Annotated in this window: 16 protein-coding genes and 1 tRNA gene; 2 read left to right on the forward strand and 15 right to left on the reverse strand. The window is 76.7% G+C overall.

Annotation, left to right across the window (positions count from 1 at the left end; genetic code table 11):
- Positions 1–132: 132 nt before the first annotated feature.
- The 4 genes from FBY24_RS02925 to FBY24_RS02940 form a co-directional block, all read right to left on the reverse strand.
- A tRNA-Arg gene (locus FBY24_RS02925) sits at positions 133–205 on the reverse strand.
- Positions 206–322: 117 nt separating this feature from the next.
- Positions 323–808, reverse strand: a complete 486-nt coding sequence (locus tag FBY24_RS02930) for a hypothetical protein (protein WP_142157921.1) — start codon at positions 806–808, stop codon at positions 323–325.
- A 160-nt stretch (positions 809–968) separates the two neighbouring features.
- Positions 969–1,199 carry a hypothetical protein gene (locus FBY24_RS02935; RefSeq protein WP_142157923.1) on the reverse strand — a complete coding sequence of 77 codons (231 nt, stop codon included), beginning with the start codon at positions 1,197–1,199 and terminating at the stop codon, positions 969–971.
- A gap of 79 nt (positions 1,200–1,278) precedes the next feature.
- Positions 1,279–2,310, reverse strand: coding sequence for an LD-carboxypeptidase (locus FBY24_RS02940; protein WP_142157925.1), 1,032 nt, complete (start codon positions 2,308–2,310; stop codon positions 1,279–1,281).
- Positions 2,311–2,529: 219 nt separating this feature from the next.
- On the opposite strand from FBY24_RS02940, the gene FBY24_RS02945 reads away from it, so the two are divergent.
- On the forward strand, positions 2,530–3,435 hold the full coding sequence (locus tag FBY24_RS02945; protein WP_142157927.1) for a ribonuclease Z: 906 nt from the start codon (positions 2,530–2,532) through the stop codon (positions 3,433–3,435).
- A gap of 18 nt (positions 3,436–3,453) precedes the next feature.
- Here the strand turns inward: FBY24_RS02945 and FBY24_RS02950 are convergent, their stop codons facing one another.
- From FBY24_RS02950 to FBY24_RS02985, 8 genes are all read right to left on the reverse strand, one after another.
- Positions 3,454–3,909, reverse strand: a complete 456-nt coding sequence (locus FBY24_RS02950) for a cytotoxic translational repressor of toxin-antitoxin stability system (protein WP_142157929.1) — start codon at positions 3,907–3,909, stop codon at positions 3,454–3,456.
- Positions 3,906–4,334, reverse strand: coding sequence for a prevent-host-death protein (locus FBY24_RS02955; RefSeq protein WP_142157931.1), 429 nt, complete (start codon positions 4,332–4,334; stop codon positions 3,906–3,908). Before FBY24_RS02955 ends, FBY24_RS02950 begins: the two co-directional genes overlap by 4 nt.
- Positions 4,335–4,473: 139 nt before the next feature.
- Positions 4,474–5,142, reverse strand: coding sequence for an AIM24 family protein (locus FBY24_RS02960; protein WP_140460622.1), 669 nt, complete (start codon positions 5,140–5,142; stop codon positions 4,474–4,476).
- Positions 5,143–5,278: 136 nt separating this feature from the next.
- On the reverse strand, positions 5,279–5,578 hold the full coding sequence (locus FBY24_RS02965; protein ID WP_255432188.1) for a hypothetical protein: 300 nt from the start codon (positions 5,576–5,578) through the stop codon (positions 5,279–5,281).
- An 83-nt stretch (positions 5,579–5,661) separates the two neighbouring features.
- Entirely contained in the window at positions 5,662–6,069 is a 408-nt protein-coding gene (locus tag FBY24_RS02970; protein ID WP_142157933.1) for a transferase, read from the reverse strand.
- Positions 6,070–6,231: 162 nt separating this feature from the next.
- Positions 6,232–8,754, reverse strand: a complete 2,523-nt coding sequence (locus FBY24_RS02975) for a beta-galactosidase (protein WP_255432189.1) — start codon at positions 8,752–8,754, stop codon at positions 6,232–6,234.
- A complete protein-coding gene (locus FBY24_RS02980) occupies positions 8,744–10,015 on the reverse strand; it encodes a cellulase-like family protein (protein ID WP_142157935.1) in 1,272 nt (423 codons plus the stop codon). Before FBY24_RS02980 ends, FBY24_RS02975 begins: the two co-directional genes overlap by 11 nt.
- Positions 10,012–13,482 carry a DUF5107 domain-containing protein gene (locus tag FBY24_RS02985; RefSeq protein WP_142157937.1) on the reverse strand — a complete coding sequence of 1,157 codons (3,471 nt, stop codon included), beginning with the start codon at positions 13,480–13,482 and terminating at the stop codon, positions 10,012–10,014. The genes FBY24_RS02980 and FBY24_RS02985 overlap by 4 nt, the downstream gene beginning before the upstream one ends.
- 97 nt (positions 13,483–13,579) lie before the next feature.
- Between FBY24_RS02985 and FBY24_RS02990 the strand changes: the two genes are divergently transcribed.
- Positions 13,580–14,446 carry an AraC family transcriptional regulator gene (locus tag FBY24_RS02990; RefSeq protein ID WP_142157939.1) on the forward strand — a complete coding sequence of 289 codons (867 nt, stop codon included), beginning with the start codon at positions 13,580–13,582 and terminating at the stop codon, positions 14,444–14,446.
- 70 nt (positions 14,447–14,516) lie between these two features.
- Here the strand turns inward: FBY24_RS02990 and FBY24_RS02995 are convergent, their stop codons facing one another.
- The 3 genes from FBY24_RS02995 to FBY24_RS18885 form a co-directional block, all read right to left on the reverse strand.
- The gene (locus FBY24_RS02995) at positions 14,517–14,798 is read right to left on the reverse strand and encodes a hypothetical protein (protein WP_142157941.1); all 282 of its coding nucleotides are present in this window, start codon (positions 14,796–14,798) and stop codon (positions 14,517–14,519) included.
- Positions 14,795–14,956, reverse strand: coding sequence for a hypothetical protein (locus FBY24_RS18880; protein ID WP_160158410.1), 162 nt, complete (start codon positions 14,954–14,956; stop codon positions 14,795–14,797). Before FBY24_RS18880 ends, FBY24_RS02995 begins: the two co-directional genes overlap by 4 nt.
- Positions 14,957–15,087: 131 nt before the next feature.
- Positions 15,088–15,255 (reverse strand): hypothetical protein, encoded by a 168-nt coding sequence (locus FBY24_RS18885; protein WP_160158411.1) that lies wholly within the window; start codon positions 15,253–15,255, stop codon positions 15,088–15,090.
- Positions 15,256–15,296: the final 41 nt, after the last annotated feature.

Below are 15,296 nucleotides of genomic sequence, written 5' to 3' on the forward strand. Positions count from 1 at the left end.
CGATGCACCCACTCCGTCCACGTCCTGAGACAAGTCGCTGACCACACGCTGACCAATGCCCGACATATCGGACACATTCCAAAAGGGCGGCGGCGGCGGCGATACCGCACCTGACCTGCAATAACACCTCTGTGCGCCTGGGCAGATTCGAACTGCCGACACCCGCTTTAGGAGAGCGGTGCTCTATCCCCTGAGCTACAGGCGCGAGGACCTGGGCCAGCCTAGCGGGCGGGGGCGGGTGGGGCCGAGTCGCTGGTGGGGGACGTGGAACGCGCCCGCGGACGCGCCTCGGGGCGGCGTCCGCGGGCGCGGGATCGGGGGGTCAGGCCAGCTCGGTGAGGAGGGCGGCGTAGAGGGCGTCGACGTCGTGCTCGGTGCCGGCCTTGGTGATGGCGAGCTCGGCGCTGAAGCCCGTGTACTTGAGGATGATGCGGGCCGAGGGGGCGAGGGCGCCGACGGAGACGTCGTAGGCGCTGTCGTGGTTGGTCTGGTAGATGATCGACAGCGACGTCAGGGCGGTGCGTCGGGCGACCTCGACGGTGAAGGGGCCGACGGCGTCGGTGTCGGCGTCGTTGCCGGGCATGCGGGCGAAGGTCACGTGGGCGACGAGGGAGTCGGTGAAGACGACGAGGAGGCCGTTGGCGCGCGGGGGCGTCGAGTCGTCGAGGTTGGCGACGAGGCTGACGAAGCGGGGCACGGCACCGCGCAGGGCGGAGTGGATCTGGGAGAGCACCGCGTCGGGCGGGCAGTAGCCCGAGTCGGACGCCATGAGGACGGCGTCGCGGTAGGCGGTGATGGCAGTCGACATGGTTCGTCCTTCGTCGCGCGCGGCGGCCGTCGCGGACGGCCTCGTTCACCGGTTCTGATCGGCTGACCAGGCGCCGGTATGCGCGATCCGGGGGCAGGCTCACCCGCTGGGTGCGGGTGAGCGCTGCGGGCGCCCGGGCGGGACGGACGAGGGGCGGGGGTCAGTCCTCGTCGTGCTCCTGGTGGGGGCGGGTGCCGCCGAGGAAGACGTACATGGCGCGGCCGACGACGTAGCCGATGAGGGCACCGGTGACGAGGCCGAGCCACGAGCCCGACCACAGGGACCCGATCGCGGCGCCGACGATCGCGGCGGCGACGCCCACGCCCGTCTCGACGAGGGTGCCCAGGAGCGTGCGCCACCAGGCGGCGCGGGAGACGACGGTGCGGTGCATGCGCACATCGTCCCTGATCAGGGGCGGGTCAGGGGACGACTCGGACGCGCCGGGGCGGTGCCGGGGCGTGGTGTGCGCCTCAGGCGAGCACCTGCGTGATCGTCGAGCCGTCGGGGCCGTGGTCGACGGTGGCGAGGGCGCCGTTGACGAGGGCGAGGTGCGGGGGCACGTGCCCGCAGTCGACGTCGGCGAGCACGGGGATGCCGAGGTCGCCGAGCGCGTGCCGGGCGGCGTCGTGGTGCGTCCACCCGGCGGTCTCGGCGCCGGTCGTGCGGCCGATCAGCACGGCGGTGGCGTGGTCGAACCAGCCGGCGTACCGCAGGCCGAGCAGGCGGCGGGTCACGTCGGCGGAGCCCGACTCCGCGGACTCCAGGTACACGACCAGCCCCTCGGGCGCGTGCTCGCGGGCGAACCGGTTGACGTCGCCGTACGGGGTGCCGGCCAGGTGCGCAACGGTCTCCAGGCACCCGCCGACCAGCCGCCCGGTCGCGTGCACGGGGGCGTCCGGGCCGGCGGCGTCGACGCGCGTCCAGCCGCCGGGGGCGTCGAGCACGTACGCGTCGACGGCGGGGTGGTCGACGTAGTCCGCGAACGGGCCGCCGCGGTAGCGGGGTGCGGCGCCCTGCACGACCGTCGCGCCCGGGGCCGCACGCACCAGGTCGAGCCAGTGCACCATCGGCGCCGGCACCCGGTACGGGGTGTCCATGAGGTTCTGCCCGTGCAGGGTCGCGACGCCGGTGCGCAGCGTGAGCGGCAGCAGCAGCGTCGAGATGTCGGAGAAACCGACCAGCCAGGTGGGGTCGGCGCCGAGCGCGTCGAGGTCCAGGTGCCCGAGCAGGTCCAGCGCGAGCTCCCCGCCCCACGGCGGCACCACGGCCCTCACCGCAGGGTCGGTCATCAGGCCCGTCAGCTCGTCGACGCGCTCGCGCACGGTGCCGCTGACGATCCCGCCGCGCCGCACCAGCGGCCCCTCGCGCACCACGAGCCCGCGGTCGCGCACATGCTGCTCCGCGACGTCGAGGCGCGCCCACATCGCCTCGGCCGCACCGGACGAGGGCGCGGCCACCCCCACGACGTCTCCACCGACCAGGGGCTGCGGGTACCGGATCACCCCCGCACCCTGCCACCCGCCGCCGTTGGCCGTCCTGGTCAATCCGCCAGACGCCCGGGTGCTCGTCCATCGCGGAATGTCGGAGCACCGTGACATTCCCCCATGTCACGGTGCTCCGACATCTGCCGCTGCTCCGGCACTTTCCCCGTGCCCTCGTGCGGCCGTCACGCCTAGGGTGACGCCGGACCGGGCCGGGCGGGCCGGCGGTGGAGGTGGGTCGTGCGCGAGCTCGTGGTGCTGGGGACGTCGTCGCAGGTGCCGACGCGGGTGCGCAACCACAACGGGTACCTGCTGCGCTGGGACGGCGAGGGGCTGCTCTTCGACCCCGGCGAGGGCACGCAGCGGCAGATGATCCACGCCGGGGTGCCGTCGACGGCGGTCACGCGGATCTGCCTGACGCACGTGCACGGGGACCACTGCTACGGGCTGCCGGGGGTGCTCTCACGGATGGTGCTCGACGGGGTGCAGCACCCGGTGCACCTGCACTACCCGGCGTCGGGCGAGCCGGTGGTGCGCGCGCTGGTGGGCCTGGCCACGCCCGGCCTGGACCTGCGGCTGCACCCGCACGGGGCGTCCGGGCCGGTGGCCGACGGCCTGGACGTGGTGGCGCTGCGGCACCGGGTCGAGACGTACGGGTACCGCCTGACCGAGCCCGACGGCCGCACGTTCCTGCCGGAGCGGCTGGCGGCGGCGGGCGTCGTCGGGCCGGACGTGGCGCGGCTGGCCCGCGAGGGGCGGGTGGGCGACGTGCGCGTCGAGGACGTCAGCGTGCCGCGCCCGGGTCAGCGCTTCGCGATCGTGATGGACACGGCCGTGTGCGACGGGGCGGCCGCGCTCGCCGACGGTGCGGACCTGCTGCTCGCGGAGTCGACGTTCGCCGACGAGGACGCGGCGCTCGCGGCGGAGCACCTGCACCTCACGGCCGGGCAGGCCGGTGGGCTGGCGGCGGCCGGTGGCGTCGGCACGCTGGTGCTCAGCCACTTCTCGTCGCGGTACACCGACCTCGGGCCCCTGCGCGCGCAGGCGGAGGACGCCGTGTGGACCGCGGGCACCTCGACGACCGTGCACGCGGCGTCGGACGGCGACCGCATCGCCCTGCCGCCACGCCGCGTCGCGCCGCACTGACCCGACGAGGTGGGCCCGTCAGGGCGCGTGGACCTGGGGATCCGTGCCTTCTGACCAGTGGGCGTGGAGACGTGCCACCGCCTCGTCCTTCGTCATGGACCCGATCTCGGAGTCCGTCAGGCCGAGGTGCTGCTGGAGCTGCAGCGCCAGGCCGAGCGGTACCGCGTCGGCGGGAGGGACGGGAAGCACGGGCCCGCGCGCGGGAAGGACACCGTCACCCACGCATGCCCAGAACTCGTCAGCCGTCACCTCGAGCTGATCACGCAGGATCGCTGACCACAGGCTCGGGCCGTACGCGTCCTTGGTCACCGGCCTGCTGATCCGCGTCCTGAGCACTCGCCCGTCGTCGAGCACCAGCTCGTACGTCCGGTGGTGCCGCACCGGCTGCCCGGTCGCGCCACGCACCAGCACCCACCTCTCGACGACGCAGAACCGGTCGTGGTCAGCCCGGGTGGCAGCGGGGTACCGGCTCACGCCGTCTCGCGCGTCAGCCAGGCGCGCAGCTGGCGGTCGTCGGAGAGGCCGACGAGCTGGACGAAGCCCCAGGCGTCCGCGTGGTTGGGGGCTGCGTAGAGGCGCGCGTTCCAGTCGTCGGCGTACTCGCGCACGGCGAGCACGAGGTCGTCGACGACCGCCTCGAGAGTGGCGCCGGTCGCGGAGATCGGCAGCCCGGGGAGGTAGGCGTCCCACTCGCCGCCCTCGCGGACGACCACCGGGGCAACCGTCACGAGGAGCTCGAGCGTGCGGCGGAGCCGCTCGGAGTCCACCAGTGCGACACCCTGCGACTCGCGGCGGATCGTCGCTGTCCGGCCGTCCCTCGCGGCGTCGAGCAGCAGCTTGATCTGCTGGCGCGCCCGCGCGGCGGTGGGAGCGTGGACGGCACCGAGCGCCTGTGTCATCAGAGAACCTCCGTCGGCGAATGTACGGAGCGTACGTCATGTACATGAGCGCGGCGACGAGCCCGCACACGACCGCCCCGGTGCCGTGACAGGCACCGGGGCGGCACCGGGCTCTCGGCCCGGAGGGACATCTGCGGCGTCAGCCCTGGACGGGGGTCGGGAAGCCCTCGGACGGCTGGACGACGACGAAGCCCGGGCCGTGGAACTTGTACTGGAACGCCTCGCCGGAGCCGCCGCGCAGCAGCGACGACATGTTCATGCTGGACACCACGTCGGGCACGAGGTTGGCGGACCAGCAGACGGCCGCGTTCGGGTCGACGAACGTGGGCTGCTGCGAGCAGTCGAGGATGACGGGCTTGCCGTCCGACGTCAGGGCGACGTTGCCGTGGCCCTGGATGAGGGTGTTGAACATGCCGCCGGTCATCATCCCGGCGCCGCGGGTGCGGTGCAGGTCCCACTGCAGGTTCGCGTCGAACGCGAGGAGCGACTGGCCGCCGACGCTGATGGCGTCGCCCTCGAGCTGGATGACGAAGACGTCCTCGGCGAACCGCGCGAAGAACACGTCGCCCTGGCCGGAGACGGTCATGAGCGACTGGTCGTCGGAGCTGATCGCGCGCTTCATGAACTGCGTGATCGAGTCCGAACCCTTGTGGTGGAACTGCACGGCACCCTGGTAGGCGACCATGGCGCCCTTGGCCGCGAGCACGGGCTCACCGAGGGTGACCTTGAGCATCTTGGGGTTCTGGAGGGTGAACCGCTCCGTCGCGGGGACCTCGAGGTTGGCCTGGTCGAAGATGGGGCTGCGCATGGGCCACATCCTCCCGCGAGCGCCGCGGTGCGGCGGACCCCCGTGCGGGTGAGATGCCGTGACGGCGGGTCAGCCTCGGGGTGGAGCCGGCGCCGGCGCCGGTCAGGGTGTGCGGCGGGTCAGCGGGCGCCGCAGATCAGGGGGCGGGCGTCGTGCCGGCCGTGGTGCGGGGGCGGCGCGTGGCGTACAGGTACGCGAGCGGGCCGACGACGGGCACGCACAGGATGACGAGCGCGCCGACGACGGCGCTGCCCGCGTCCTCGCGGCGGTGCCGCCACCGCTCCAGGGCGACGATCGCCAGCACCAGGGCCAGCACGATGCTGCCGACGGCGACGATCGACCAGACGATGTCGTAGGTCGCAGGCAGCAGCAGGTCGACGCCGTCCGTGGTGCCCTCGATCACGCGGCTCGACGTCTCGTCCAGGGAGGTGCGCACGGGACCACCGTACGCACCGCGGCGCCGCCCGTCAGCAGGTCGGACGGCCTGCTGACGGGTCGATCACGCGGTCCTGGTGCCGGTCAGGCCGCCAGGACGTGCGGGGCGAACCCGCGGCGGGCGACCTGCGCGCCGGCGGGCACGTGCGCCTCGGGCTCGACGACGACGCCCCGGGCGAGCTGCGCGCCGGCGCCGACGTCGACGCGGGCACCCAGCCGGGCGGCGGACCCGACGAGCGCGTCGCGCCCGACGTGCACGTGCGAGCCCAGGCGGGCACCGGAGGCGACGACGGCCCCGGGTTCGACCCAGCCGTGCGGGCCGATGTGCGCGCCGGCCTCGACGTGCGCGCCGGGGTCGATCCAGGCGGTGTCGGCCACGAAGGCGTCGGGGTCGACGCTCGCTCCGGCGGCGACGAGCCCGCCCCCGTTCTCGTGGCGGCGGTAGCGGACGACCTTGCCGTCCTCGGTCTCGAGATCCTCGTATCGCTTCATCGTCCGGCAGAACGAGCGTCCCGGGCCCGGTGTTCCCCGCGCACAGGGCCTGCACACGGTGTTCGCGCACGGCGCACACACCCCCGCCGACGGGCGCAGATCCGCATGCTCAGGCGGCACACAGGCCCGGCACAGGGTTCACCCGTGCCGGGCCTGCGGGCGTCAGCGCAGCGGCGCACGCCACGTCGTCGTGCGGGCCACGGTGACGGCGTCGAGGGCGCCGAGCGGGCCGTGCACGGACCGGCGCCGGTCGGCCGCGGCGGCGGGCAGCCACACCTGCGCGTCGGGGTGCAGGGGCAGCACGCGCAGGCTCACCCGGTCGGCCTGGGCGCCGTCGAGGACGTCGAGGTCGACGTGCCACGGGGTGCCGTCGCCGAACCGGTCGGCGACCACGCGCCCGTCGACGAGGAGCTGGGCGACGTCCCCCGCCCAGTCGACGCGCAGCAGGCGCGTGGTGCCGGGCACGGGCTCCCCCACGTCCGCGAGCCGGTGCTCGGCCGCGAGCGCGGCCACGGTCGCGTCGTCGGGGGCGGCGGCGCGGCGCTCGCGCTCGCCGTAGCCGGCGGGGACGTCGCCGGCGGGACGGACGAGGGCGGTGGGCACGGTCCACGACGCCGGTGCCGCGTCCGGGGCGAGGTCGAGGGCGGTCCACTTGTCCCCGGTCCAGCGGTGCACGTGCGGGTGGTCGGCGGCGCGGACGACGAGGTCGTCGCCGTCGGTCCACAGCGGGGCGTCGGCGAGCAGGAGCTCGCGGCGGACCGTGCCGTCAGGGCCGGTGGGGCCGTCGACGACCCAGACGCGGTCGGCGTCACGCGAGCCGACGACGAGCACGCGAGGCCCGACGGTGCCGTCCTCGACGGACGTGGCGGGCCTGGACGCACCATCGGCACCGGTGGTGTCGGGCGCACCGGCAGCACCCGCGGTGACGTGCAGGAGGCCGCCGGTGCGGGGGTCGACGCGGTGCACGCCGGGGGCGACGGTGGTCCAGCCGGCGCCGTGGGCGGGGACGTCGGGGTCGAGGACGACCTCGGCGGGGACGCCGTCGTGCGCGAGGAGGACGAGGGTGCCGTCGGGCAGGGTGGTCAGCGCGGACGCGGTGGCCCAGTGCAGGCGGACGGGGTCCTGGACGTCCGGGGCGTCGGCGGTGCTGCGCGAGTCGGCGGCGCCGAGGGCGTCGGAGGTGGCGAGGGGGTCGGGCGTGCCGAGGTCGAGGCCCACGGGCCAGCGGGCGAGGGTGCCGGGCGGCACGTCGACCCCCGTGGACGGGAGCAGCAGGGGGGCGTCGTCGGCGCGGTCGACCTGCAGGCGGACGCCGCGCAGCGTGGGCAGCGGCACGTGGGGCTGGTGCCAGGCGAGGAGCACGAACCCGCGGCCCTGCTCGTCGAGGCGGGCGGCCCAGCGCAGCGTCGTGGCGTCCTCGACGCCGGCCGGCAGGGCGTCGGGCAGCGTGGACGGTCGCGTCGCCAGGTGCGGGCCGAACGCGGCGAGGAACGCGTGCTGCCCGCGCAGCGCGGCGTGCGAGGGTGCGAGGACCCCGGCGGCGCCGACCGGGGCGTGGAAGTCGTAGTCGAACGTCGGCAGGTCGTTGGGGTACCCGGTGGCCTGGGACTCCTGCACGCCCGCGACGGGGTTCAGCCCGCCCGCGTACATGTAGTACCCCTGCCAGGCGGACCCGGCGGCGAGCTTGGTCTGGGCGACCGCGGCGACGTCGAGCGGGCCGGGCGCGTGCCGGCGGTGGTAGGCGGTGGCCATGCCGCCGCCGAGCTCGCACGTCGCGGGCGGGAACTGCTCGTCGCGCTCGGTGGTGGCGGCGGCGGGCTCCTCGCCGCGCACGTCGGCGCCGATGCCCGGGTCGTCCCAGGTGTGCGAGACCAGGTAGTGCGCGCGGAACGACGGGTGCCAGGCCGCGTCGGCGTCGACCCAGAACCCGTCGCCGTACCCGCCGTACAGGGGCAGGACCTCGCCGGCGGGCAGCTGGGCGCCGCCCCACGCGGTCGCGGTCCACAGCGGGGCGACGATCCCGGCGTCGCGGGCCAGCCGCTTGAGGGTGGCCAGGTGCTCGGGCTGGTCGTACAGCTCGTTGTCGACCTGCACGGCGATGACCGGCCCGTCGGGGCCGCACACGTCGGCGACCTGCGCGCCCAGGTGCGCGAACCAGGTGCGGACCAGGTCGAGGTACGCGGGGTCGTCGGTGCGGTGCCGCACGGGCAGGGCCTGCACCCAGTCGGGGAACCCGCCGTTGCGGGCCTCGCCGTGCGCCCACGGGCCGATGCGCAGCACCACGTGCAGGCCGAGCTCGTGGGCCAGGCGCACGAACGCGGCGACGTCGAGGCCGTCGTCGAACCGCACCTGCCCGCGCTCGGGCTCGTGGTGGATCCAGAACACGTACGTCGAGACGACGTCGACGCCCCCGGACCGCAGCAGCGCCAGGCGCTCGCGCCACCGGGCGCGCGGGACGCGGGAGTAGTGGACCTCGCCGGAGACGGGCACCCAGGGGCGGCCGTCGCGCAGCAGGGAGCGCGACGTCAGGTCCAGGCCGGGGCGGGCGTCGGGGCCGTCGGCCATGGCCGGGCGGGTCAGGGGGCGCGACCAGCCGCGGGGGCGCACGCGCAGGTGCGGCGGCAGGTCGCCCGGCCCGGGCACGGCGGCGGGAACGGACGTCGGGGCGGCGGACTCAGGAACCACGGAACTCCTCGTTGACGCGCCGCAGCCACGCGGCGTCGGACCACATCGGGTGGTGCGGGGCGGCGTTGGAGCACGCGACCACGCCCCACACCCCCTCCTGCGCGGCGGTGCGCATGCCGTGCTCCGCCAGCGACCGGCCGACCGGCCCCTCCTCGAACGTCCCCTCCAGCGGGGTGTACCCGACCCATCCTTCCCCGACGACGGTGGGGACGCCGCGCCACGCACCCCAGCGGGCCAGGGCGGTGACGCGGGACGCGATCTCGCGGTGCATGACCTCGCGGTGCTCGCCGTAGTGCTCGTACAGCCACGTGTCCCAGCGGTCGGCGTCGATGGTGTCGTAGCCGTAGAGCATCTGGTCGGTGACCACGGTGGCGGCGAGCTTCCACGCGGCGGGACGGCCGTACGCGGCGAACGACGGGGCGCCGGGCACCTGCAGCGCGCGCAGGGCGGCGTTGGGGAACCCGTCGGTGCCGCTCGCGCGGATGTCGATGCGGCGCTGGAGCGCGTCGAGCACGCCGTAGGAGTAGACGTGGCACTGGCCGACGTCCAGACCCGCGGGCAGCTCGTGCATCGCCAGGTGCGGGGGCCGGCCGAGGCTGACCGTGACGCGGTGGCGCGGGTGCGCGGCCCGCAGCGCGGCGCAGGCCCGCACGGCCGCGTCGCCGTCGTCCGGCCCGACGCCGGGTGTCATCGAGAAGTCGACCTCGTTGTGCAGCTCGACGAACGCGACCGCGTCGTCCAGCCCTGCGTCGTGCACCTGGTCCAGCAGCCGCGCGAACGCCGCCGCCAGGGCGTCGAGCCGGGCCGCGTGCGGCACGGCGTGGACCGCCCGCGCCCACCGCGGGTCGGCCGCGAACGCCGGGGACTGCTGGTACTCCCAGCTGGCCAGGACCACGCTCATGCCGCGGCGGTGCGCCCCGGCGAGCAGGTCGAAGAACCGGGTGCGCAGCGGCACGGTGAACCCGCCGGGCACGTCGTACCAGCGCGTCCGCCGCCCGTAGTACCCGCCGGTCGGTGCGGGGCCGAGGCCCTCGACGGGCAGGGCGTCGGCGAGGTCGTCCAGGCCCAGGCCCCCGGCCAGCAGCAGCGGCGCGGCGCAGATGCGGATCGTCGTGTGCCCGCGCGCGACCGTCGCGTCGAGCGCGGCGTCGAGGTCCGCGTACGGCTCCCCCGCCCCGGCGCGGGTGTACCAGGAGAAGTCCCACAGGCAGATCGTCAGCCGGTCGGGCAGGTGCTCGGGCACCCCCACGGGCCGGGTCACCGGGCACCGCCGGACGTCGCGGCGGCGCGGGCGCTCGGCCGGTCGTCGACCTCGCGCACGCTCGTGCCCCGACCGCGGGCCGCCGCCGCCCGCAACCGCGCCACCCGCTGCGCCCGGCCGCGCGCGTCGTCGGCCGGCAGGAGCAGCAGCTCCGGCAGCGACGTCGCGAAGTAGTCGACCTGCGCGCCGCGGGCCTCGAGGTCGTCGGCCGTCGCCTCCAGCGCCTCCCACACCGCGCGGGCCTGCTCGGCCTCCCCGAGGCGCTCGTGCGCGGTGCCGACCGCCAGGTCGTCCTCGCGCGCCGGGCGCGGCGCCACCGCGAGCAGCCCGCCGCCGTCCCGGGCGCGGGCCCACCGGTCCAGCGCGGCCCGCACGTCGCCGGCGGCCACGTGGGCGTCGCCCGCCGCGAGCAGCCGGGTCGCCACCGGGGCCGCGGGGTGGCGGCCCTCCCCCAGCGTCGCCGGCGGGTCCCACGTCGCGTCGAGGAACGCCGCCGCCTCCGCCGGGGGCAGGGCTGCGGCCGCCGCGACGCACGCCCGGTCCCACGCGGCCAGCACCTGGCCCTCACCGCCCTCGAACGGCTGGAACGCGCGCGTGCGCAGCAGGTGCAGGGCCTCGTCCACCCGCCCGACGTCGAGCAGCAGGTGCACGGTCGTCACCGCCAGGTCGTCCCGGGCGCCCAGGTCCGCGCCCGACGCCTCCAGGGCCGCCAGCCGCTCGGCCGGCCCCGCGCCGCGCAGGCGCGCCACCTGGTCCGCCTCGTGCACCAGCCGCGGCAGCGGCCCCGCCACGGCCACCGCCGCCGCCAGGTGCTCCGCGGCCCGCGCCAGGGCGTCCGACGCCGTTCCGTCGGCGCCCGGTCCGTCGGCGCCCAGGCCGGCAGGGCTCGATCCGTCGGTGCTCGATCCGTCGGCGCTGGACTCGTCCGCACGCAGGCCGTCCGCGGCGACGGCGGCCTCCACCACCGCGATCGCCGCGTCCCGGTGCACCACCGCGTCCCGCGCCCCCGCGGCGACGGCCTCCTCCAGCACCGCGAGCGCGTCGGCGGCCCGGCCGGCGGCCAGCAGCCAGTCACCGAGCAGGCCCAGCGCCACCGGGTCCGGGGTGCCCGCGGCCCGGGCGGCGTCGACGGTCGCGACGAGGACGTCGTGGTCGTCCAGGCCCGAGGGGAACGCCAGGGTGCGGTCCGCGCGCGCGGCCACGGCGCGGGCGTCCGCTGCGGCCACCGGGTCGCCGGCGCGGTCCGCGAGGCGGGCGTGCAGCAGGTGCGCGACGGGGGCGGCGTTGCCGAACGGTGTCGGACCGGCCGCCGCCGCGCGGTCGGCCCACGCGAGCGCGCCGACCACGTCGCCCAGCGCGGCGAGGTCGTGCGCCACCAGCAGCAGCGTGCGCGGGTCCGGGGTGCTCAGCGCACCGGCCAGGGCGGCGAGCAGCGGGTCGAGGGGGTCCTCGGCACGGCCGTCCGCGAGCACCCGTGCCGCGGCGTCCTCGTCGCCGGTGCCCCGCAGCGCCACGACCAGGGCGGCCCGGGCGCCGGGGTGCGCGGGGTCGGCGGCGTGCGCGGCCCGGGCGTGCCGCAGCCCGCCCGGGACGTCACCGAGCCGCAGCAGCGCCCGCGCGGCCCCGAGGTGCGCGGGCAGCGTGACGGTCCCGTCCCACGCGGCCTTCGTGAACGCCTCGACCGCGTCGGCGTCGCGGCCCAGACGTGCCAGGGTCAGGCCGCGCTGGAGGGAGAGCTCGCCGCTGCGGGGGTGGAGGTTGCGGTGCAGCAGACGGCCCGCGGCGCGGTCGAGGTGCGCGAGCGACTCCGCGTACCGGCCGCGGGCGCGCTCGCGGGCCGCCAGGGCGAGGTGGGCGTTCGAGTCGTCGGGGTCGATCGCCAGGACGCGGCGCAGGTACGGCTCGGGGTCGCGCGTGGGGTGGCGGTACTGCTGCAGGTGCGCGGCGGTGAGCAGGAGCTCGTCGACGGAGGTGAGGTCCGCGGCGTGCGGCGGCACGGTGGCGGTCGCGGGCTCCGCGCCGTCGCCGGGGTGGGCGTGCCAGACGACGACGGTGCGGCCGGTGGTGTCCTCGACGCGCACGACCACGTCGTCCCGCGAGGTGGCTCCGGGGGCGTCGGCGGTGACGACGCACGGCGCACCGGGGGCGACGGGGGCTGCCCAGTCGCCGAGCGCGACGCCGACCGGCACGGGCACGCCGGGCTCCGCGGCACCGTCGGGGTCGGCCGCCCAGGCCCGCACCCGCCACGCGGCGGCCCGCACCCCGGCGACGGCGATCCGCAGGCGCCCGTCGGCCACGTCGACCGCGACCGCGGCCTCGTCGGTGGCCTGGTGCACGGGACCGGTGCCGTGCACGGGCCACCAGCACTGCGTGAAGCGCCGCGTCTCGCCGGGCGCGAGGTGGCTGAAGTCCGGCTGGTTGTCGGTGAACACCCCGGCCATGAGCTCGGCGTACGGACCGTTCGTGTCGGTCAGGTGCCGGTCCCAGGCCCGGCCGGTGGCGCCCGAGCCCCACGTCCACAGCTTCTTGCCCGGGGCGATCTGCCGGTCGGCGTGGTGGACGAGGCCGACGCCGGTGCGGTGGTCGTACGCGCCGAAGAACGCGTCGGCGGTGCCGGTGACCATGTACGACGTCGGCACGGGGATGCGCGTGGGCCGGTCGAGCCGGTCGGCACCGGGGGTGCGCGCGGCCAGGGCCGGGTAGTCGACCCCGTAGTACGGGCGGTCCGCGTGCGGGTACGCCACGACGGCGCGGCGGGCGTGGTCGGCGACGTGCGTGACGTCGGTGGGGAAGAACACCTCGACGTCGTCGTGCACCGCGACGGCGGCGTTGGCCCACCACAGGAACGTCTGCGGCTCGTCCGTGCGGTTGTGCAGGCGCACGTCGAGCTCGAGGCGCGCGACGTCGGGGCGCAGCCGCACCCCGTGGTCGCCGCGCATGCGCTGCAACGGGTCGACGTCGCCCTGCCAGACCGTCACCGCACCGTCGTCGGACCGCACGACGTGCGTGGACACCGGCAGGAACGTGCCGGGGCGGTGGTGCTGCGGCCAGTTGAGCTCGATGCCACCGGACAGCCACGGCCCCGCGAGCCCCACGAGGGCGGGCTTGACCACGTCGTTGCGGTAGACGAGGTCGGTGCCGGTGACCTTGTCGAGCACGACGTGGACGCGTCCGCCGACCTCCGGCAGCAGCACGACCCGCAGCCACCGGTTCTCCAGGTGGACGGCCCGCCACGCGCGGGTGCGCGGCTCGGCAGCGATGCGGTCGACCAGCGGCAGCGGGTGCACGGCACCCGAGGAGCCCTGGTAGACGCGGCGGCGCAGGTGCTGCGGGAACGGGTCCGGGGCGGCGGGCTCGTACGTGCGGATCAGCACGTCCTGCTCCCAGCACGCGACGCCGCCCGCGTCGAGCACCGCCTGCTGGTCGGGCGGTGCGGCGGGGAGCACGAGGCGAGCGTCGTCGGTCACGGCGTCGACGCTAGGCGCCGGCCACGGACGGGCATAGGGTCGCACCGCGCATCGGCATGGACGATCCGACGACGACGTCGAGACGAGGGGGCGGGCCGTGGGACGCGCCGACGGGTTCGCCGGCCAGCGGCTGTGCGTGGTGCCGCGGCCCCGGGTCGCCGCCGCGCTGACCCGCGCACCGACCCGCCGGCTGCTCGTCACCGACGCCGGCGTGTTCACCCGGGCCCGCGACCACCTGCGACGACGCCCCTCCGGCACCCCGGAGGCGGTGTGGCTGCTGTGCACCGCCGGCGCCGGCTGGGTCGACGTCGACGGCACGCGCACCGACGTCACCGCGGGCACGTGCGTCGTCCTGCCGCCGGGCGTGCCGCACGCGTACGGCGCCGACCGTGCCGACCCCTGGACGATCTGGTGGTGGCACACCCGCGGCTCCGACGTCGGCGACCTCGTGCGCGGCCTCGACGCGCCGCCCGGCCGGGCCGGGTCCGTCGCCGTGCGGACCCCCGAGCGGGCGGTGGCACTGGTGGACGAGATCGTCACCACCCTCGAGCGCGGGCAGCAGCCCGCGCACCTGGCGGCCGCCGCGGGGGTCGCGTGGCACCTGGCCACCTGGCTGGCCGCGCAGCGCACCGCCCCCGACCGCGGCACCCCCGTGGACCGGGCGCTGCGGCACCTCGACGAGCGCCTCGACCGCGACGTGGGGGTGGCCGAGCTCGCCGCGCTCGTCGGCGTCTCCCCCTCCCACCTGGGCGCGCTGGTGCGGGCCGCGACGGGCGGCGGCGTGCTCGCGTACCGCACGGCGGCACGCATGGCCCGCGCCCGGCACCTGCTCGACACCACCGACGCCCCGGTCGCCGAGGTCGCGCGCGCGGTCGGGTACGACGACCCCCTGTACTTCTCGCGCCGGTTCCGGCGCACGCACGGCACCAGCCCCACCGCGTACCGCGCGGAGCACAAGGGCTGACGCCTCTCGCCGGCCGCCCGGTACCGCCCGCACGAGGGCGGCACCGGGCGGGCGCGCGCGCACGGGGCGCTCAGCGGATCGCCGACTTGCAGCAGGGCGACAGCACGACGACCGACCCCGCGGCAGGCACGGCGGGGCCGGCGGCCGCGGCCGGAGCGGCCGCGGCGGGAACCGCGGCGCCGAGGACGGCGAGCGTGGCGACGGCGAGGGAGACGAGGGACTTGCGCATGACGACCTCCGGAAGGGCGGGACGGGCGGGGACGGGGCGAGCGGCGAGGGGACGGGCGGGGACGGGACGGGCGCCGGCGGGACGGGCGCCGGCGGGACGGGCGGTCGTGGGCACGACCGTCATCGGATCGCCTGCTTGCAGCACGGGGACGCGAGGACGACGCCCGTCACCGGTGCGACCACGGACGTCCCGGACGGGGCCGGCGCGGACGCGGCGGCGGGGGCGGCAGCACCCAGCACGGCGAGCGTGGCGACGGCGAGCGAGACGAGGGACTTGCGCATGACGACCTCCGGAAGGACGGGACGAGCAGGGACGGGGCGAGCAAGGACGGGAGCGCCGTGGCGACCCGCGGGGGTGGGACGGGCTGTCGCGCGACGGGAGCCGGTGCGAGGTGCGCTCGTGGTCGCGACCGTCACCGGATCGCCTGCTTGCAGCACGGCGAGGCGAGGACGGCACCCGTGACCGGTGCGACCACGGACGGGCCGGACGCGGGCGCGGCGGGCGACGCCGCGGCGGCGGGAGCGCCGGCACCCAGGACGGCGAGAGCGACGACGGCGAACGAGACGAGGGACTTGCGCATGACGACCTCCGGGAGAACGGGACGAACCGGGACGGGACGGG

This window comes from Cellulomonas sp. SLBN-39 (assembly GCF_006715865.1).
In the GTDB taxonomy this organism is placed as follows: Bacteria; Actinomycetota; Actinomycetes; order Actinomycetales; family Cellulomonadaceae; genus Cellulomonas.

Excerpts from the sequence above, each read along its gene's own strand:
- FBY24_RS02930 (WP_142157921.1), bottom strand. The coding sequence starts at position 808 with ATGTCGACTGCCATCACCGCCTACCGCGACGCCGTCCTCATGGCGTCC.
- FBY24_RS02935 (WP_142157923.1), bottom strand. The coding sequence starts at position 1,199 with ATGCACCGCACCGTCGTCTCCCGCGCCGCCTGGTGGCGCACGCTCCTG.
- FBY24_RS02955 (WP_142157931.1), bottom strand. The coding sequence starts at position 4,334 with ATGACACAGGCGCTCGGTGCCGTCCACGCTCCCACCGCCGCGCGGGCG.
- FBY24_RS02960 (WP_140460622.1), bottom strand. The coding sequence starts at position 5,142 with ATGCGCAGCCCCATCTTCGACCAGGCCAACCTCGAGGTCCCCGCGACG.
- FBY24_RS02970 (WP_142157933.1), bottom strand. The coding sequence starts at position 6,069 with ATGAAGCGATACGAGGATCTCGAGACCGAGGACGGCAAGGTCGTCCGC.
- FBY24_RS02995 (WP_142157941.1), bottom strand. The coding sequence starts at position 14,798 with ATGACGGTCGTGCCCACGACCGCCCGTCCCGCCGGCGCCCGTCCCGCC.
- FBY24_RS18880 (WP_160158410.1), bottom strand. The coding sequence starts at position 14,956 with ATGCGCAAGTCCCTCGTCTCGCTCGCCGTCGCCACGCTCGCCGTGCTG.
- FBY24_RS18885 (WP_160158411.1), bottom strand. The coding sequence starts at position 15,255 with ATGCGCAAGTCCCTCGTCTCGTTCGCCGTCGTCGCTCTCGCCGTCCTG.